Consider the following 16,925-nt stretch of genomic DNA (forward strand, 5'->3'; position numbering starts at 1 on the left):
CGCGCGTATTATAGGGATCTGGCTCACAGCGGACAAACGTTTTTCTCATTTCATGCTGTGTGACTCGGCGCACACTCTCTGGTATAAAGGTGCCTCTTTTTTGACAAATGCCGATTTTTTCAACAAAGGTACTCACCTACTTGCGATGCATTTTTCGACTGTTTATCGGGTTGTTGTTGACGCTGACACTAGTCGGCTGCGACTTCTATAGCCCCTCCAGCCAGCTGGAGCAGATCCGCCAGCGTGGCGAGATCCGGGTTGGCACCATCTATGGCCCCACCTCTTATTACCAGCGTGATGACCTCGCCCAGGGGTTCGATTACGAGCTGGCGCAAAGTTATGCCGACTGGTTGGGGGTGAAGCTCACCATCATCCCGGTCGACACCACTGACGAACTGGTCGCCCTGCTGAAAAAGGGCAAACTCGATCTGGCGGCTGCCGCCATCATGGTCACCCCCGAGCGGCGCGAGCTGTTTCGCTTCGGCCCGGGCTTCTATCAAGTCTCCCCCAAGCTGGTCTATCGCAATGGCAAACCCAAGCCTGCCTCGTTGAACGACATCAAAGGCAAGCTGGTAGTGGCCGCCGGCTCCACCGGTGAAGACCTGCTCAAGGAGATGAGCAAGGAGAATCCCAAACTGACGTGGAGCACCAGCCACAACGCCGATGTAGAGGAGCTGCTCAAGCAGGTGGTGGATGGCAAGATTGACTACACGGTGGTGCAGGATACCGTGCTGGCCCGTACCCAGCGTTACTACCCCGAACTCACCGAGGGGCTGACCCTGGCCCAGAAGCAGACCGTCGCTTGGGCCATGAGCAAGCTGCCCGATGACAGTCTCTATGCCAGCGTCATCGACTTCTTCGGTCAGCGCTTCATGGATGGTGCCATCGCCAAGCTGGACGAGAAGTACTTCGGCCACGTGCAGAACTTCGACTTTGTCGATACCCGCACCTTCCTGCAGCGCGCCAAGAGCCTGCTGCCCAAGTACCAGTCGCTGTTCCAGACCCACGCCAAGAATATCGACTGGCGTCTGCTCGCCGCCATCAGCTATCAGGAGTCCCACTGGGACCCGCAGGCCCGCTCCTACACCGGCGTGCGCGGCATGATGATGCTGACCGAACCCACAGCCAAAGCGATGGGGGTCAATAACCGACTTCATCCGGAACAGAGCATCAAGGGGGGTTCCCTCTATCTGCAACAGATGATGGAGAAGGTGCCCGATTCAGTGCCCGATGACGAGAAGGTGTGGTTTGCTCTCACCGCCTACAACATAGGTTACGGCCACATGATGGATGCTCGCCGCCTGACCAAAGAGCTGGGCAAGAATCCCGATGCCTGGAGCGATGTAAAAGAGGTGCTGCCGCTGCTGCAACAAGCACGCTGGCATCGCAAGGTGCGTTATGGCTACGCCCGTGGCAGCGAGGCGCGCAACTATGTCAATAACGTGCGCCAGTACTACCAGAGCCTGCTGTGGCTCGATAACGAACAGCAGAAAGCCCATCAGCGTGAACGTCTCGACAATGACAGCGAGCCGGAAATTGCCGAGCGCCCCACCGTCATCGCCGAGGTGGTGCGCCAGATCACCATGAGCTAACAAGCCATTATTCGGCTATTTTCAGGCAAACTTCTCTGTTACCATCTGATTACATCGGAGCCTATCCGAAATCGCATTGTTTTCATCATCTTGATATTTTCAATAACAGCAATTTCTGATGGGCTCCATCAATGACCCATGGCCAGGATGGCCACCCGATTGGGAGGAGACCAAGATGCAAAAACGTAGAAAAATCAGTCTGGTCAGAAAAGCAAAGAGCGGCTGGAGCCCCAGACGTAAACTCAAGCTTAATGACATCAAGCGCAACCTGTGGCGCAGAAATCGTTCATATACCTTGCTTATTGCAGAACCAACAGCATAAACCCGGCATTCGCCGGGTTTTTTTATCTTCATTGTCACCTGACTAACGTCTTACACCAGCGCAGCCTTGAACTGTACCGTCCGCTTGGATACCAGCGAGTTGCAGTGGTTGCAGAAGTAATCCACCGCTCCGCATGCCTGGAGACGCTCCAGCTCCTGCTGGCAGGTGGGGCAGATGGCCGTGACACGAACATGGGCTTGGCACTGACCACAAGTCTGCTCCTTGCTGCGAGCATCCAGTTCAGCCTGGCATGATGGGCAAAGCAGGGCTTCCATTGTCGACTCCTCATAAAGTGAACCTGTGATGGGCTTGCCCATGGCGGGTTCCCCTCCCCGCCTGACCTAACGCCACTACAGGGGGAATAACAAAGCGGCTGCCGGTGAGGGCAGCCGCCAGGGCTTATTTCTTCATCTTCAGCAGGCGTTTACGCTGCCGTTCCTGACTCAGGGTCATGGTATTTTTTCTGCCTTCAAACGGGTTGGCCGATTCCTGGAATTCAACCCGGATCGGAGTACCCATGATCTTGAGGGACTTGCGGAAGTAGTTGATCAGGTAACGCTTGTAGGAATCGGGCAAGTCGTTCAGCTGGTTACCGTGGATCACGATACGCGGCGGGTTGTAACCACCGGCGTGAGCATATTTGAGCTTGACGCGGCGACCGTTGACCATCGGCGGCTGGTGATCTTCCTGCGCCATCTGCATGATGCGGGTCAACATGGCAGTACTGGTACGACGGGTCGCCGACTGGTACGCCTCCTGAATCGACTCAAACAGGTGGCCGACACCGCTGCCATGCAGGGCAGAGATGAAGTGGACGCGGGCAAAGTCGATAAAGCCCAGGCGACGTTCCAGCTCGTTCTTTACATCTTCTTTTACTTTCTGATCCAGACCGTCCCACTTGTTGACTACCAACACCACCGAGCGGCCGGAGTGGAGCACGAAGCCAAGGATGCTGAGATCCTGATCGGTGATGGTCTCCTGGGCGTCGATCACCAGCAGGCAGACGTTGGCATCTTCGATGGCCTTGAGGGTCTTGATGACGGAGAACTTCTCCACCGTCTCGTGCACCTTGCCACGACGACGCACACCGGCGGTATCGATAATGACGTACTTCTGCTCGTCACGCTCCATCGGGATATAGACGGAGTCACGGGTGGTGCCCGGCATGTCATAAACAATGACCCGATCTTCGCCGAGCATACGGTTGGTCAGGGTCGATTTACCAACGTTAGGGCGACCGACGATGGCAAACTTGATGGGCAGGTCGGCAAACGGGGTCTCTTTGGTATCTTCCCGGGTATCCAGATCACCGGCAGCTACCATGCGCAGCAGGGCTTCTTCGTCGAAGTCCTCCTCTTCTTCCTGCGCATCTTCATCGGTAACGGCGTCGACCAGGGTTTCCAGGTGGGGAGCCAGCGCCAGTTCGAACAGGCTCAGTACACCACGACCGTGGGCAGCGGCGATTTGATAGACATCACCCAGCGCCAGGGCGTAAAACTCGGACACAGCGGAATCACCGTCGATGCCATCGGTTTTGTTAGCAACCAGAAACACCTTCTTGTGGGTCTTGCGCAGGTGTTCAGCGATGGCTTGATCCGCCGCAGTCATACCGGCACGGGCATCCACCATAAACAGCACCACATCGGCTTCTTCGATGGCCAGCAGGGATTGCTCGGCCATCTTCAGCTCGATCCCCTCTTCGGAGCCATCGATACCACCGGTATCGACCACGATAAATTCCAGCTCGCCCAACTTCGCCTGACCGTATTTACGGTCCCGGGTCAGACCGGGAAAATCGGCGACCAGGGCATCCCGAGTACGGGTCAAGCGGTTAAACAGGGTGGATTTCCCCACATTGGGGCGGCCCACCAGGGCTACTACAGGAGTCATAAAAGCCTCATTCTCAAGACGACAAAGGCTCCTGGCCAAAAAGCCAGGAGCCGGATATTCACATTAACGGACGATCAAGGACGCTTGAGGGCGTACAACTTGCCGTCACGGCTCTGCACATACAGGGTGTCACCATCCACCAGTGGGGCGGCATAGAGACCACTGCTATCGAGCTGCTGCATCGCCTTGATGGTACCGTCGGTACGATCCAGCCAATACAGGTATCCTTCCACATCACCCACCACCACATAGTCACCAAAGATGACAGGTGCAGTGACGGTACGATTCTCCAGCTTGGTATTAGACCACAACTCCAGGCCGTTGCGACGATCGACTGCAAACAGGTGGCTGCGGCTGTCGGTCAGCACGATGGCATTGCCGGTCATCGCCAGATCGCGATAGCCGGAATACTTGCGCTTCCACACCTCGTCACCGGTCATCAGCTTGCGTGCCATCAGTTGACCATTGTAGGCAATGGCATAGAGCTCATCGCCGGCGATCAGCGGGCTGGCATCTACGTCAACCATGCGGTCAAGCTCGGTAGCACCGCGGGGATCCGCCACCTTGGATTGACGAACCGGCTGACCGTTGGCCAGCAGGGCAATGCCCACTTTGCCATCGGCACGACCGTAAATCACCGCACCATTGGTGATCACCGGCGCACCGGCACTGCGCAGGGTCAGCGGGGGCTGCTCTTCGGAGAGCGACCATTGCAGCTTGCCCTCATCGGTATCGAGCGCGATCAGGCGGCCAGAGGTGGTCAGCACCACCACCCGGCCATCTTCTACAGCAGGGCTGGCAACCACTTCGCCGGGCACATTGGTTTGCCACAGCACCTCGCCGTTGTCTGCGTTCAGGGCATATACAACGCCGTTTTCGGAACCGAGGAACAGCTTGCCGTAACGGGAGACCAGACCACCGGAAAGGCGAGCGCTGCGCTTGTCGGCATTGACCGGCAGATCGGCCAGGTCAACGGTCCACAGACGATCGCCACTGATACGATCGAAGGCGGTGACATCACCACCACGGGCAGCAGCATAGATATGCTCCTCTTCCACCACCGGCTTGAGCTGGGAGTAGAAGTTACCGATCCCGTCACCGACCGTCGCAGACCAGGCCGTATCAGCACTGAAGGCAGATTCAACCTGGGGCAGCGGTGCCATCGGGTTGAGATCTTCTTCCGAACTGAACAGGGAGCATCCCTGCAGGGCGAAGGAGACCGCAGCCCCCAGCGCTACCATCTTGAATAGATTACGCATCCGGTGCCTCACCCATTACCACGGCCGGCAAGGCCAGGTCGTCCATCTTCAGTTTGAGTTCCTGGCTGCTTTGCAGGCCGCCAGCATCTGCGGCTGCCTGATAAGCATCACGGGCTTCTTCGCTCTTACCCTGCTTTTGCAGGATATCGCCACGCACTTCCGCGACTTGGGCTTTGAAAGCATCACTGGTAATAGTGCCGAGCTTGGCCAACGCCTCATCGGCCTTGCCCTGATCATTGAGGACCCGGGCCAAGCGCAGAGCAGCGATGGGGCGAATGCTCTCGTCACCACTGGTGGCCACCAGGTTCAGCTGCTCGGCAGCCAGATCCAGCTTGCCCGCTTTGACAGCAGCAGCCGCCAGTTGCAGGGCGGCCAGCTCACCGTAGGAGTCGCCCTTGTTGGCGGTGACAAACTGCTGCGCCTGCTCGAAACCGGCGGCATCGCCCTTGGCCAGCTGTTCAATCACCTGATTGTAAGCCTGGGAGGAGGCCTCCATGGTCTCTTGCTGGTGCTGGTTGTAATAGCGCCAGCCAAAGAGTCCGACCAGACCGATCACGGTCCCGGCAATCACCGAGGTTCCGTTCTCTTTCCACCACTCCTTGATAACCTCAACCTGTTGTTCTTCGGTGGTATAGACTTCCACAGCTTACTCTCCTTTGGCTGCCAGCAGGGCGATGGCGGCGTCAACCTTGACGGTCTGTTGCTCGGCCTGACCACGCAGGTATTTGATAGTGATCTCCCCATTTTGCACCTCGGTTTCACCAAGGATCAGGGCGATAGACGCGCCGCTCTTGTCGGCACGTTTGAGTTGTTTCTTGAAGTTGCCGCCACCGCAGTGGCTCATCAGGCGCAAATCAGGCAGCGCATCGCGCAACCGCTCGGCCAGTTGGAAGCCCGCTTGCTCGGTCCCCTCACCCACCATGGCCAGATAAACATCCACGGCAGGACGGATATCACCATTGAGCTCGAGGGTCTCCAGCATCAATACCAGACGCTCCATGCCCATGGCAAAGCCAACTGCCGGGGTCGCCTGACCACCGAGCTGCTCAACCAGACCATCGTAGCGACCACCGGCACAGACTGTGCCCTGGGCACCCAGGCTGGTAGTGACCCACTCGAACACGGTCAGGTTGTAGTAGTCAAGGCCACGCACCAGGCGCTCGTTCACCTCAAACGCGATACCGGCAGACGTGAGCAGGCGCTTGAGCCCCTCGAAGTGAGCCAGACTCTCTTCGCCCAAGTGGTCGAACAGACGGGGAGCATTAACCAAAATGGCCTGCACTTTTTGGTCTTTGGAGTCGAGCACTCGCAGCGGGTTGCTGTACATACGGCGCTGGCTCTCTTCGTCCAGCTGATCCTTGTACTGCTCCAGATAGGCCACCAGTGCATCACGATAAGCGGCACGTTCGGCGCTCTGACCCAAAGTATTGAGCTGCAGGGTGACATTATCGCTAATGCCAAACAGACGCCACAGGCGGTGGGTCAGCATGATCAGCTCGGCATCAATATCCGGCCCGTTGATGCCAAACAGCTCGACACCGAACTGGTGGAACTGGCGATAACGGCCCTTCTGAGGACGCTCGTGACGGAACATGGGGCCCATGTACCACATCCGGCGTTCCTGGTTATAAAGCAGGCCGTGCTCGATACCGGCGCGGACACAGCTGGCAGTTCCTTCCGGACGCAGGCTCAGGCTGTCGCCGTTGCGGTCATCAAAGGAGTACATCTCTTTTTCGACCACGTCGGTCACTTCACCGATGGCGCGCTTGAACAGGTGGGTCTGCTCGACAATCGGCATGCGCACTTCGCTGTAGCCATAGCTGGCAACGACCTGGCGCAGGATCTGTTCAACCTTCTGCCATACCGGACTCTGCTCCGGCAGGCAATCATTCATACCGCGAATAGCTTGGATCTGTTTTGCCACGTTGATACTCGAGAAAAAGAGGTAAAATTTGGCCGCATTATAGGGATTTTCACCCCCGAGGTAAAATCAGAGAATCCGTATGCGGGATGTAAAATCAGTCACCTGGAACGAGGGCCACCCAAGGTGGCCCCAATTTGTTTAATCCTTGCCCACCAGGATCTGGTTGGCGGGGTCCAGCATGGCGGCTCTGGCACGAATACGCCGCTCCAGGATCGGGATCAGATCCTTGTTATCGAGCCGATCGACCCGCAGGCCCCCTTCGTAGAAGGCGCTCTTGTTGGCCGCACCAGCCAATCCCAGATCGGACACCAAGGCTTCGCCCGGACCATTGACCACACAGCCGATGATGGAGACATCCATCGGGGTGATGATGTCTTCGAGCCGCTCTTCCAGCGCATTGACGGTAGCGATCACATCGAACTCCTGACGGGAGCAGGAGGGACAAGCAATAAAGTTGATACCACGGGAGCGGATCCGCAGGGATTTGAGAATATCAAACCCGACTTTGATCTCTTCAACCGGATCTGCGGCAAGGGAGATACGAATGGTATCGCCGATCCCATCCGCCAGCAGCATGCCAAGACCGACCGCCGATTTCACCGCGCCAGCTCGAAAACCACCGGCCTCGGTGATCCCCAAATGGAGTGGCTGCTCAATCTGTCTGGCCAGCAGGCGATAAGCTCCCACCGCCAGGAACACATCGGAGGCTTTCACACTCACCTTGAAGTTCTGGAAATCAAGGCGATCCAGATACTCGACGTGGCGCATGGCGGATTCCACCAGTGCCTCGGGGGTCGGCTCGCCGTACTTCTCCTGGATATCTTTTTCCAGCGATCCGCCGTTGACGCCGATGCGGATCGGAATGTTCAGATCGCGAGCACAATCAACCACCGAACGTACCCGCTGCTCGTTACCGATGTTACCCGGGTTGATACGCAGGCAATCGGCACCATACTCCGCCACTTTCAACGCAATGCGATAGTCAAAGTGGATATCGGCAACGATAGGGATACGGGTCTGTTGCTTGATGAATTTGAAGGCTTCCGCCGCTTCCATGGTCGGCACAGAGACACGGACAATATCGGCACCAACTCGCTCGATCCGCTGGATCTGCTCGACGGTCGCCGCCACATCGGTGGTCTTGGTGTTGGTCATGGTTTGCACCGTGATGGGGGCATCGCCCCCGACCGGTACATTACCAACCATGATCTGCCTGGATTTACGACGAATAATGGGAGATTCGTGAGCGGATTTTTCGTGAACAGACATGGGAAACAGGTTACTCCTGCGGCAATGAGAAGCGAGCAGTACGGCCGTTGTTATAACGACTCATATCAAACGAGGTGCCCTTGTAGTCAAGCTTGACCGCCATCGGCGCACCAATGGTGAACTTGAGGGGCTCGGCGCCTTCCAGCACCAACTCGTCATTGGCTTTCTTCAGACCGCTGAACAGGGTCTTGCCGTTGCCATCTTTCACATCTAGCCAGCAATCGGCGGTGAAGCTCATCTTGAGTTGTGGCGTCTTGGCTGGCTCACCTTGAGCCGCCTCTGCTGTTGGTTCTGCCACTGCACTCGGCACCGAGGTATCGGCCACGGCACCATTCACCGGAGCCGCAGAGACTGCCGCTTGAGTGCCAGTTGCCGCAGAGACAGGTGCAGCCACATCAGTGCCAACGGCAGCAGATGGCTCAGCCCCCTCAATAAGGACAGGGCTAATGATCTCGGGCTGCGGATCGGCTGCAGGCTCAGAGACGGTCGCGCTCATTTCGGTTGCGGCAAGGGCTTCGTCACCGGCAGAACGGCGGGCGGTACTCTGCCACCACCAGGCAACGGAGAGCGCAATCAACACCAAGATCACCAGCCAGGTCACCATCTTGAGCCGACTGTCATTGGCTTGCTGGCGGGAACGGCGGGAGAAACTTTGCATGTCGATATTATCAGGTGGCGTCAGACCCAGCTTGTCGTAAGCGGCAAGAATAGTCTCATCCGGAATCCCGACCAGCTTGGCATAGGAGCGCAAATAGCCGCGGATAAACGTATGGGAGGTGTTCTTGTCGTAAGTATCCGATTCAATAGCAGCAATCAGGGTCAGACGAAGGTGAATGCGGGATGCAACCTGTTCTCGTGTCCAGCCAAGCTGTTCACGGGCGTTGCGCAGCAATTGGCCTGGACCTGCTGCCTGGGAGTCGTCTTGAAAATCGTGTGGCTGTTCAGTAGTCATTGGATAAATAACGCTTGGCTTGTTGCGAAGTGGGATATTGCCTTACCAGCTCAGTCCCGAATTGGTGAATTAATGCCGGTTTGTCCATCGCCTGTGCCAGCCGCAATCTCAACCAGAGACTGTCCTCGTTCTCGTCTGACGCATCGGCAAAACGAGCGAGGTAGGACTGCACATCAGGCAGCTTGCCATCTTTCATGGAAAGCTCGGCCAAGTCCAGCAATAACCTTGGGTTGCGGGGATTATACCCCAAGGCCAAGCGATAGTACTCGCTTGCTTTATCATTTCTGCGATTTTGCTGGGCGCAAAACGCTGCATTTTCATAGGTATCGGAGATTTTCACGTAGCCTGGCTGCTGCACCGCCTGATTAAAGGCCTTATCCGCCTCCTCATAACGGCCACGATCACACAAAAAGGCACCATAGTTGTTCATTGCGTCAGCATTGGACGGATCCATGGCAAGGGCATTCTTGTAATGATTTTCAGCGGCAATGAAATCCCCTACGGTCTGATAGAAGTAGGCGAAACCAATCTGGATTTGAGAGTTGGAGGGGTCATACTGGAGGGCGCGGTCAAGATTGAACTTGGCCTGCTCGGCATTGCCCTGACGCAGGTACTGGATCCCCAGGTCGAGGCGAGTTTGGGCAGCCGCCTTAAGGTCGGGACCCACTTCACGCTGGGTAGAATTCTGGCCAGCGTAAGTGGTCTCGGTCACACAGCCGGGCAGCGCGCAGAGCGCTGCCACTACGATCAATGTACGTGTATCCATTCCCTTTCTATACAATGGCTTAGCATTTAAACCATTTTGACGGAAATCCCATCCTGTTGCATCCGATTTTTGATAGTTCGCTTGGTACGGTCAATTACGTCACCCACCAACTGACCACAGGCGGCGTCGATGTCGTCACCACGGGTCTTGCGCACAATCACGGTATAACCGTACTCCATCAGCACCTTGGAGAAGCGATCGATACGGCTGTTGCTCGGCTTGCCATAAGGATTCCCTGGGAAGGGATTGAACGGGATCAGGTTGATCTTGCTCGGCGTATCCTTAAGCACTTTGGCCAGTTCGTGGGCATGTTGCATGTCGTCATTGATATGATCGAGCAGCACATATTCGACTGTGACCCGGCCACCATTGGCATTGGACTTTTCAAGATAACGACGGACACCAGCGAGGAAATCCTCAATGTTGTACTTGTCGTTGATCGGCATGATCTCGGAGCGCAACTTGTCATTCGGCGCATGCAGGGAGATAGCCAATGCCACATCGATCTGGTCGCCCAGCATGTCCAGTGCCGGTACCACCCCTGAGGTCGAAATAGTCACACGACGCTTGGAGATACCATAACCGTAATCATCCATCATCAGACGCATGGCAGGCACCACGTTGGCGAGGTTGAGCAGCGGCTCGCCCATCCCCATCATCACCACGTTGGTGATGGGACGCTTGCCACCGACCACGCGGGCGGCACGCCACACCTGACCGATGATCTCGGACACTTTCAGGTTGCGGTTAAAGCCTTGCTGGGCAGTGGAGCAGAACTTGCACGCCAGCGCACAGCCGACCTGGGAAGAAACACACAGGGTGGCCCGATCGCCTTCGGGAATGTAGACCGTCTCGACTTCCTGATCACCCACCTGCAAGGCCCACTTGATGGTGCCATCAGAAGAGCGCTGTTCCCGGCTGATCTCGGGCGCTTTGATCTCTGCCATCGCCTTGAGGCGATCCTTGAGCACCTTGTTGACGTTGGTCATCTGATCGAAATCATCACAACCGAAGTGATAGATCCACTTCATTATCTGATCTGCCCGGAATGGCTTCTCGCCCAGTTCGACGAAGAAGGCACGCATGGCATCCCGATCAAGATCCAGCAGGTTGATTTTTGTTTCGCTCATCAATGGCCTCAGTTCAAACACTTCATCAATTATTGGCTGACGATGTCAGGGGGCGGCATTGTACAAATAATGGGGCTGGCTTTCCACCTGGAGAATAGAGGGATATTGCGCAAAAAGGAGTGACGCCTGCAAAACAACAAAGGGAGCCGAGGCTCCCTTGCGTCTATCAAGCCACACCTCAGGCGCGGGTGTGGAGCTCTTCTTCGTTAAAGAAGTAGGCAATTTCACGCTGGGCAGAGGCAAAGCTGTCGGCACCGTGCACCGCGTTGCGATCGATGCTCTCGCCGTAGCAGGCGCGAAGAGTACCGGCCAGCGCTTGCTCGGGATTGGTCAGCCCCATCAGATCGCGATAACGCTGTACGGCATTTTCCCCTTCCAGCACCTGCACCATCACAGGGCCAGAGGTCATGAAGGTCACCAGCGCATCATAGAAAGGACGGCCTTGATGTTCAGCGTAGAAGCCGGCGGCCTGGTCACTGGTCAGACGCAGCATTTTGGCGGCGACGATGGTCAGCCCGGCGCTTTCCATGCGGTGATAAATCTCGCCGATAAGATTCTTGCTGACAGCATCCGGTTTGACGATAGAGAAGGTACGTTCGATGGCCATTGGTATCTTTCCTTAATTACAGGGTCTTATTGTTAGTATCCATGTTCGCTGGCGATTATACGTAAACAAAAAGCGGATAAACACACAAAAAAGCAACTTTTTATTAAACATAACCTCCTTGCAATCAACATCAGCACTCATCTTCGCTGAGCAGTGCGGGAAAATATGTGCGCTTGCGCACGATAGTCCTTTTAAGCTGCCAAAAAGACATCTTTTGCTCACTATTCGAACAACATGAAAAAGGCACCCGAAGGTGCCTTGTCTCGCTTATTTGGCTTCCGCCAGCAGGGCGCGCGCTATGGTGCGCATCCCCAGGGTATTGGCCCCCGGCGCCCAGAGAGCATCGCCGTTATCGCTAAAGCAGGCGGCCAGATCGATATGCAGCCAGCCCATCCCTTCGTTGGCAACGAAACGGGAGAGGAAACCCGCCGCGTTGGAGGCGCCACCCGGCCCGCCCCCCTTCACCGGACGGCTGTTGGCCGTGTCGGCATAATGGGAGGGGCACTGCTGACGGTGCCAGGGCTCCAGCGGCAGCGGCCAGGCAGGCTCCTGCTCGGCATCGGCATAGGTCATGGCCCGGCTCACCAGCCCCTTGTCGAGGCCAAACAGGGCATTGTAGCGACCACCCAGCGCCATCACGGCGGCGCCAGTCAGGGTGGCGGCGTCGATGATAAGCGGTGCGCCGCTGTCACTGGCCAGTTGCAGGCCATCAGCCAGCACCAACCGCCCCTCGGCGTCGGTATTCACAATCTCCACCGTGGTGCCGTTCTTGTAAGTGAGGATATCCCCCAACTTGTAGGCATGGCCGGAGACCAGATTCTCGGCGCAGCAGAGAATGAGCTTCACCCGCTTGTCGAGGCCGCGCAGCATGGCCAGCGCCAGCGCACCGGTCACAATTGCCGCGCCCCCCATGTCGCACTTCATGGTGAGCATCCCCTCGGAGCTCTTCATGGAGTAGCCGCCAGAGTCAAAGGTGATCCCCTTGCCCACCAGCGCTGCCGCTACCGGCGCTCTGGGATCGCGCGCCGGATTAAAATCGAGCTCAAGCAGCACCGGCTCGCGCTCACTGCCACGGCCCACCTGATAGAGGCCGACCCAGCCTGCCTGTTGCAGCGCTTCACCTTTCAAAATACGGTGACTCACCTTGTCTGGCGCCAGCTCGGTAATAAAAGCAGCGGCTTCGACCGCCAGCTCCAGCGGCCCCAATTGCTCTGGTGTGGCATTGGTCATCTCACGCACCCAGCGCCCACATAACCAACGCGCTTCCAGCTCTTCTCTGTCTTCTTCCGAGGACATGGCCCATTGCAGTTGCACCTCCACCTTGGGGGTTTGCAACCCCTGGGCAAAGGCCCACTGCTGCTCGCGATCCCAATGCCCTGCAAGCGCTACTTTCTGGATCCCCTGCTGACAGAGGCGGCGCGCCGCCTGCTGGATATCGAGCAGTGGGGAAGCGGTGATCAGGTGGATCACCACAGCGTCGGCACGGTATGAGAGCAAGGCCCCGTCACCCCATTCCGCCGGGGCAAAATCACGACTTAACCAGACATTCATGCAGTTACCTCCTGTAACCAGCGCGCGATAGTACGCACGCCGTAGCCTTTAGCACCGGTAGCCCAAAGCTCGTTGCCCGACTTCTGATATGCCGCTGCCAGATCCAGGTGTACCCACCCCTTTCCTTCATTGGGCACAAAACGGGACAGGAAGGCGGCCGCAGTGGTGGCACCGGCCGTGCCTTCGGCGGAAGCCACGTTGCCCAGTTCGGCAAAGGCCGAGGTGAGCTGGCTGGCATGCCAGGGTTCCAGCGGCAGCGCCCACGCCTGCTCATTTTCGGCCTTGGCAGCGGCCAGCGCACGCTGTTGTTCGGTCTCATCGAGGGCAAACACGGCGTTGTAGTCGCGGCCCAACGCCATCTTGGCAGCGCCGGTCAGGGTCGCGGCATCCAGGATGTAGGTCGCGCCACTGTCGGAGGCAGCCATCAGACCATCGGCCAGCACCAAGCGGCCTTCCGCATCGGTATTCTGGATTTCAACCGAGATACCATTTTTGTAGGTAAGGATGTCACCCAGTTTGAAGGCATGGCCGGAGACCAGATTCTCGGCGCAACAGAGAATGAGCTTCACCCGCTTGTTCAGGCCACGGCTGATGGCCAGCGCCAGCGCGCCGGTGACCATGGCAGCGCCGCCCATATCGGACTTCATCGGCAGCATGTTGTCAGAGGACTTCATGGAGTAGCCACCGGAGTCGAAGGTAATACCCTTGCCCACCAGAGCAGCGACCACTGGGGCGTTGCGATCCCCGGTCGGGTTGTAATCAAGCTCCAGCAACACCGGCTCACGCTCGCTGCCACGACCGACCGACCAGATCCCGATGTGGCCCGATTCGCGCAACGCTTCGCCGGCAGTGATACGGGCGGTCACCAGATCACCGGCCAGACCGCGAATGAGCAGCAGGGCCGATTCCGCCAGACTCATGGGGTAGATCTCTTCCGGGCAGCCATTGGTGATGTCACGAGCCCAGCAGCTCGCCTTGATCAAGGCATCCAGCTCGCAGCTATCCACCTCACTTTGCTGGCCAAAGTCCAGTTCACGCACTCCTTTCGCGGCATAAAAGCCCTGGGCGAAGGCAAAACGGCGTTCCAGATCCCAACCATCTCCGACCAGCTTGACCCGCTTGATCCCGGTGGACTCAAAGCGGCGGGCCGCACGCTGAATGGCACGCAGTGCATCTTTTTCCTGACCAACCGACCCCAGATGGATGTCAGCTCTGTCACCATTAAAACTGAGTAGCGCACCCTCGCCCCAATGGGCGGCAGCAGCCTGGGTAGATAACGCTACGTTCATCATGTTAGCCATCGTGTTTGCTTCCTTTTTTACTGGCACGATTTATAAGCACTCTTCATAGGCAAAGAGGGAATAACGAATACAAAAAAGGCCGTGCCCTTTAAGGGGCACGGCCTTCACCATATCACTGAAGCACCACGGGATGCTGCACGTGCAATGCACTCATGGGTAATTAATGGCGTTCAGATGCAAGGTTCAGGGTGTACTTGGGCAGCTCGACCACCAGATCCTCGTCCTCAAGCCTGGCTTGGCAACTCAGCCGTGATTCCGGTTCCAGACCCCACGCCTTGTCCAGCATATCGTCTTCCAGCTCGTCGCTTGGCTCGAGAGAGTCAAATCCCTCCCGCACCACGCAATGACAGGTGGTGCAGGCACAGGACTTCTCGCAGGCATGTTCAATCTCGATCCCATTACGCAGCGCCACGTCGAGAATGGTCTCACCACGTTGCCCCTCAAGGGCGACACCATCCGGACAGAGTACAGGATGAGGAAGAATGATCAGTTTTGGCATATTACACCTTGTTGACGTTTTGTCCGGTCAGCACCTTGCGGATGGACGCATCCATCCGACGTGCTGCAAATTCACCACTGACAGCATCTGCCGCCTCAATGGCATCTTTGATTTGATTGGTGGTGCCCGTGCTGCGCATGATCAGCAGGTGGGCGATGGCGGCATCGATCTCGGCGCGCTCGGCAGCACTTAGCAGTGACTCACCATCGGCGGCCAAGGCAACGTTGAGGCTCAGGGCAACCCGATCAGCTTCTACCTGCTGCTCTGCCAGCATGCGGGCATCCATATCTTGCTGGGCATGCTCAATGGACGCGCTCAACATGGTAAGAATGTCCTGCTCCGCAAGACCGTAAGATGGCTTGACCTGGATCTCGGCCTGCACGCCGGAGGATTTCTCCATGGCACTGACCGACAGCAAACCATCCGCATCCACCTGGAAGGTGACACGAATATGGGCTGCGCCCGCCACCATGGGTGGAATACCGGTCAGGGTAAAGCGGGCCAGTGAGCGGCAATCGGCGACCAGCTCACGCTCTCCCTGCACCACATGGATGGCCATGGCAGTCTGACCATCCTTGAAGGTGGTGAACTCCTGGGCTCGGGCTACCGGAATGGTAGTGTTGCGCGGGATCACCTTCTCGGCGAGGCCACCCATGGTCTCCAGACCCAGTGAGAGCGGGATCACATCCAGCAGCAGCATCTCGGCATCGGGCTTGTTGCCCACCAGAATATCAGCCTGGATGGCAGCACCGATGGCAACCACCTTGTCCGGATCAATACTGGTCAGCGGCGTACGCTGGAAGAAATCCCCTACCAGTTCGCGCACCAAGGGCACCCGGGTGGAGCCACCGACCATCACCACTTCCAGCACTTCCACCTGCTCAAGATCCGCATCGCGCAGGGCGCGGCGGCAAGCCAGCAGGGTGCGCTTCACCAGCGGTGTGATGAGTTGTTCAAACTGGCTGCGGGTCACACTGCCCTGCCAGCCAGCGAAGGTGCAAACCACCTGCTCGGCATCGGTCAGGCTGTGTTTGATCTGTGCCGCTACATCCAGCAGTTCGCGCTGGGTACGGGCATCCAGTACGCCGGTCAGACCGGCCTGTGCTTTGATCCAGTCCGCCAGCAGGTGATCGAAATCATCGCCACCGAGGGCCGAATCGCCGCCAGTGGCCATCACTTCAAACACGCCGCGATGCAAACGAAGAATCGAAATATCGAAGGTGCCACCGCCCAGATCGTAAACGGCAATCACCCCTTCCTGACCCGAGTCGAGGCCATAGGCAATCGCTGCGGCGGTAGGTTCGTTGAGCAGCCGCAGCACGTGCAGACCGGCCAGACGTGCCGCATCTTTAGTACCCTGACGCTGGGCATCATCGAAATAAGCAGGGACGGTAATGACCACACCGTCGAGTTCACCACCCAGGGAGGCGGAGCCACGCTCGGCCAGTGTTTTCAATATTTCGGCCGATACCTGTACCGGATTGACCAAGCCCTGGCAGGTTTGTAGCTGGGGCATACCGTTCTCGGCGGCAACAAACAGATAAGGTTGCTGACGGGTGTCCATATCGGCCAGCGCCTTGCCCATCATCCGTTTGACCGAGACGATGGTGTTGTGCGGATCAAGGGCTGCTTCGCGCTTGGCATCAATACCCACTCGAATAGCATCGGTCTGATAATGCACCACCGACGGGAGAAGATCGCGCCCTTGCTCATCGCAAAGGGTATCGGCGTGACCGCTGCGAACCGCAGCAACGAGAGAGTTGGTGGTGCCGAGATCGATGCCGACGGCACGTTTGTGCTGATGAGGTACAGCGCTCTGGCCGGGCTCGGCTATTTGCAGTAATGCCATGGGTAATCAAACTT

General features: G+C 57.4%; 16 protein-coding genes. 2 read left to right on the top strand and 14 right to left on the bottom strand.

Annotated features, from left to right (window positions below; genetic code table 11):
* Positions 1-107 precede the first annotated feature (107 nt).
* The gene (gene mltF, locus CK911_RS08935) at positions 108-1,592 is read left to right on the top strand and encodes a membrane-bound lytic murein transglycosylase MltF (RefSeq protein ID WP_098969690.1); all 1,485 of its coding nucleotides are present in this window, start codon (positions 108-110) and stop codon (positions 1,590-1,592) included.
* Positions 1,593-1,767: 175 nt separating this feature from the next.
* Entirely contained in the window at positions 1,768-1,914 is a 147-nt protein-coding gene (locus tag CK911_RS21340; RefSeq protein WP_162850107.1) for a hypothetical protein, read from the top strand.
* Positions 1,915-1,964: 50 nt separating this feature from the next.
* Here CK911_RS21340 and CK911_RS08945 read toward each other — a convergent pair whose 3' ends face one another.
* The 14 genes from CK911_RS08945 to hscA all read right to left on the bottom strand — a co-directional run bounded on the left by CK911_RS08945 (position 1,965) and on the right by hscA (position 16,911).
* Positions 1,965-2,189 carry a zinc ribbon domain-containing protein gene (locus CK911_RS08945; protein WP_068979373.1) on the bottom strand — a complete coding sequence of 75 codons (225 nt, stop codon included), beginning with the start codon at positions 2,187-2,189 and terminating at the stop codon, positions 1,965-1,967.
* 124 nt (positions 2,190-2,313) lie between these two features.
* Positions 2,314-3,804, bottom strand: coding sequence for a ribosome biogenesis GTPase Der (gene der, locus CK911_RS08950; RefSeq protein ID WP_042019028.1), 1,491 nt, complete (start codon positions 3,802-3,804; stop codon positions 2,314-2,316).
* A gap of 74 nt (positions 3,805-3,878) precedes the next feature.
* On the bottom strand, positions 3,879-5,063 hold the full coding sequence (bamB, locus tag CK911_RS08955) for an outer membrane protein assembly factor BamB (protein WP_098969692.1): 1,185 nt from the start codon (positions 5,061-5,063) through the stop codon (positions 3,879-3,881).
* Positions 5,056-5,706, bottom strand: coding sequence for a tetratricopeptide repeat protein (locus CK911_RS08960; RefSeq protein ID WP_098969693.1), 651 nt, complete (start codon positions 5,704-5,706; stop codon positions 5,056-5,058). The genes bamB and CK911_RS08960 overlap by 8 nt, the downstream gene beginning before the upstream one ends.
* Before the next feature lie 3 nt (positions 5,707-5,709).
* Entirely contained in the window at positions 5,710-6,987 is a 1,278-nt protein-coding gene (gene hisS, locus CK911_RS08965) for a histidine--tRNA ligase (RefSeq protein ID WP_042019024.1), read from the bottom strand.
* A 138-nt stretch (positions 6,988-7,125) separates the two neighbouring features.
* Positions 7,126-8,256, bottom strand: a complete 1,131-nt coding sequence (gene ispG, locus CK911_RS08970) for a flavodoxin-dependent (E)-4-hydroxy-3-methylbut-2-enyl-diphosphate synthase (RefSeq protein WP_042019023.1) — start codon at positions 8,254-8,256, stop codon at positions 7,126-7,128.
* Between the two features lie 10 nt (positions 8,257-8,266).
* Positions 8,267-9,208 carry a RodZ domain-containing protein gene (locus CK911_RS08975; protein WP_098969694.1) on the bottom strand — a complete coding sequence of 314 codons (942 nt, stop codon included), beginning with the start codon at positions 9,206-9,208 and terminating at the stop codon, positions 8,267-8,269.
* The gene (tapF, locus tag CK911_RS08980; protein WP_098969695.1) at positions 9,198-9,989 is read right to left on the bottom strand and encodes a PilW family type IVa pilus biogenesis/stability lipoprotein TapF; all 792 of its coding nucleotides are present in this window, start codon (positions 9,987-9,989) and stop codon (positions 9,198-9,200) included. Before tapF ends, CK911_RS08975 begins: the two co-directional genes overlap by 11 nt.
* An 11-nt stretch (positions 9,990-10,000) precedes the next feature.
* Complete coding sequence (locus tag CK911_RS08985) at positions 10,001-11,104, bottom strand: bifunctional tRNA (adenosine(37)-C2)-methyltransferase TrmG/ribosomal RNA large subunit methyltransferase RlmN (protein ID WP_042019018.1); 1,104 nt, start codon at positions 11,102-11,104, stop codon at positions 10,001-10,003.
* 178 nt (positions 11,105-11,282) lie between these two features.
* Entirely contained in the window at positions 11,283-11,711 is a 429-nt protein-coding gene (ndk, locus tag CK911_RS08990; protein ID WP_042019017.1) for a nucleoside-diphosphate kinase, read from the bottom strand.
* A 267-nt stretch (positions 11,712-11,978) separates the two neighbouring features.
* Positions 11,979-13,262, bottom strand: a complete 1,284-nt coding sequence (pepB, locus tag CK911_RS08995; protein ID WP_098969696.1) for an aminopeptidase PepB — start codon at positions 13,260-13,262, stop codon at positions 11,979-11,981.
* Positions 13,259-14,563 carry an aminopeptidase PepB gene (gene pepB, locus CK911_RS09000; protein ID WP_098969697.1) on the bottom strand — a complete coding sequence of 435 codons (1,305 nt, stop codon included), beginning with the start codon at positions 14,561-14,563 and terminating at the stop codon, positions 13,259-13,261. The genes pepB (CK911_RS08995) and pepB (CK911_RS09000) overlap by 4 nt, the downstream gene beginning before the upstream one ends.
* Before the next feature lie 160 nt (positions 14,564-14,723).
* Positions 14,724-15,062 carry an ISC system 2Fe-2S type ferredoxin gene (gene fdx, locus CK911_RS09005; protein WP_042019013.1) on the bottom strand — a complete coding sequence of 113 codons (339 nt, stop codon included), beginning with the start codon at positions 15,060-15,062 and terminating at the stop codon, positions 14,724-14,726.
* Between the two features lies 1 nt (position 15,063).
* Positions 15,064-16,911, bottom strand: coding sequence for a Fe-S protein assembly chaperone HscA (gene hscA, locus CK911_RS09010; RefSeq protein WP_098969698.1), 1,848 nt, complete (start codon positions 16,909-16,911; stop codon positions 15,064-15,066).
* Positions 16,912-16,925 lie beyond the last annotated feature (14 nt).

This window comes from Aeromonas sp. CU5 (genome assembly GCF_002586745.1).
Lineage (GTDB): Bacteria > Pseudomonadota > Gammaproteobacteria > Enterobacterales > Aeromonadaceae > Aeromonas > Aeromonas sobria.

Coding starts and splice junctions, on each gene's coding strand:
- mltF (WP_098969690.1), top strand. CDS start 108: ATGCCGATTTTTTCAACAAAGGTACTCACCTACTTGCGATGCATTTTT.
- CK911_RS21340 (WP_162850107.1), top strand. CDS start 1,768: ATGCAAAAACGTAGAAAAATCAGTCTGGTCAGAAAAGCAAAGAGCGGC.
- CK911_RS08945 (WP_068979373.1), bottom strand. CDS start 2,189: ATGGAAGCCCTGCTTTGCCCATCATGCCAGGCTGAACTGGATGCTCGC.
- der (WP_042019028.1), bottom strand. CDS start 3,804: ATGACTCCTGTAGTAGCCCTGGTGGGCCGCCCCAATGTGGGGAAATCC.
- bamB (WP_098969692.1), bottom strand. CDS start 5,063: ATGCGTAATCTATTCAAGATGGTAGCGCTGGGGGCTGCGGTCTCCTTC.
- ispG (WP_042019023.1), bottom strand. CDS start 8,256: ATGTCTGTTCACGAAAAATCCGCTCACGAATCTCCCATTATTCGTCGT.
- CK911_RS08975 (WP_098969694.1), bottom strand. CDS start 9,208: ATGACTACTGAACAGCCACACGATTTTCAAGACGACTCCCAGGCAGCA.
- CK911_RS08985 (WP_042019018.1), bottom strand. CDS start 11,104: ATGAGCGAAACAAAAATCAACCTGCTGGATCTTGATCGGGATGCCATG.
- ndk (WP_042019017.1), bottom strand. CDS start 11,711: ATGGCCATCGAACGTACCTTCTCTATCGTCAAACCGGATGCTGTCAGC.
- pepB (WP_098969696.1), bottom strand. CDS start 13,262: ATGAATGTCTGGTTAAGTCGTGATTTTGCCCCGGCGGAATGGGGTGAC.
- pepB (WP_098969697.1), bottom strand. CDS start 14,563: ATGGCTAACATGATGAACGTAGCGTTATCTACCCAGGCTGCTGCCGCC.
- fdx (WP_042019013.1), bottom strand. CDS start 15,062: ATGCCAAAACTGATCATTCTTCCTCATCCTGTACTCTGTCCGGATGGT.
- hscA (WP_098969698.1), bottom strand. CDS start 16,911: ATGGCATTACTGCAAATAGCCGAGCCCGGCCAGAGCGCTGTACCTCAT.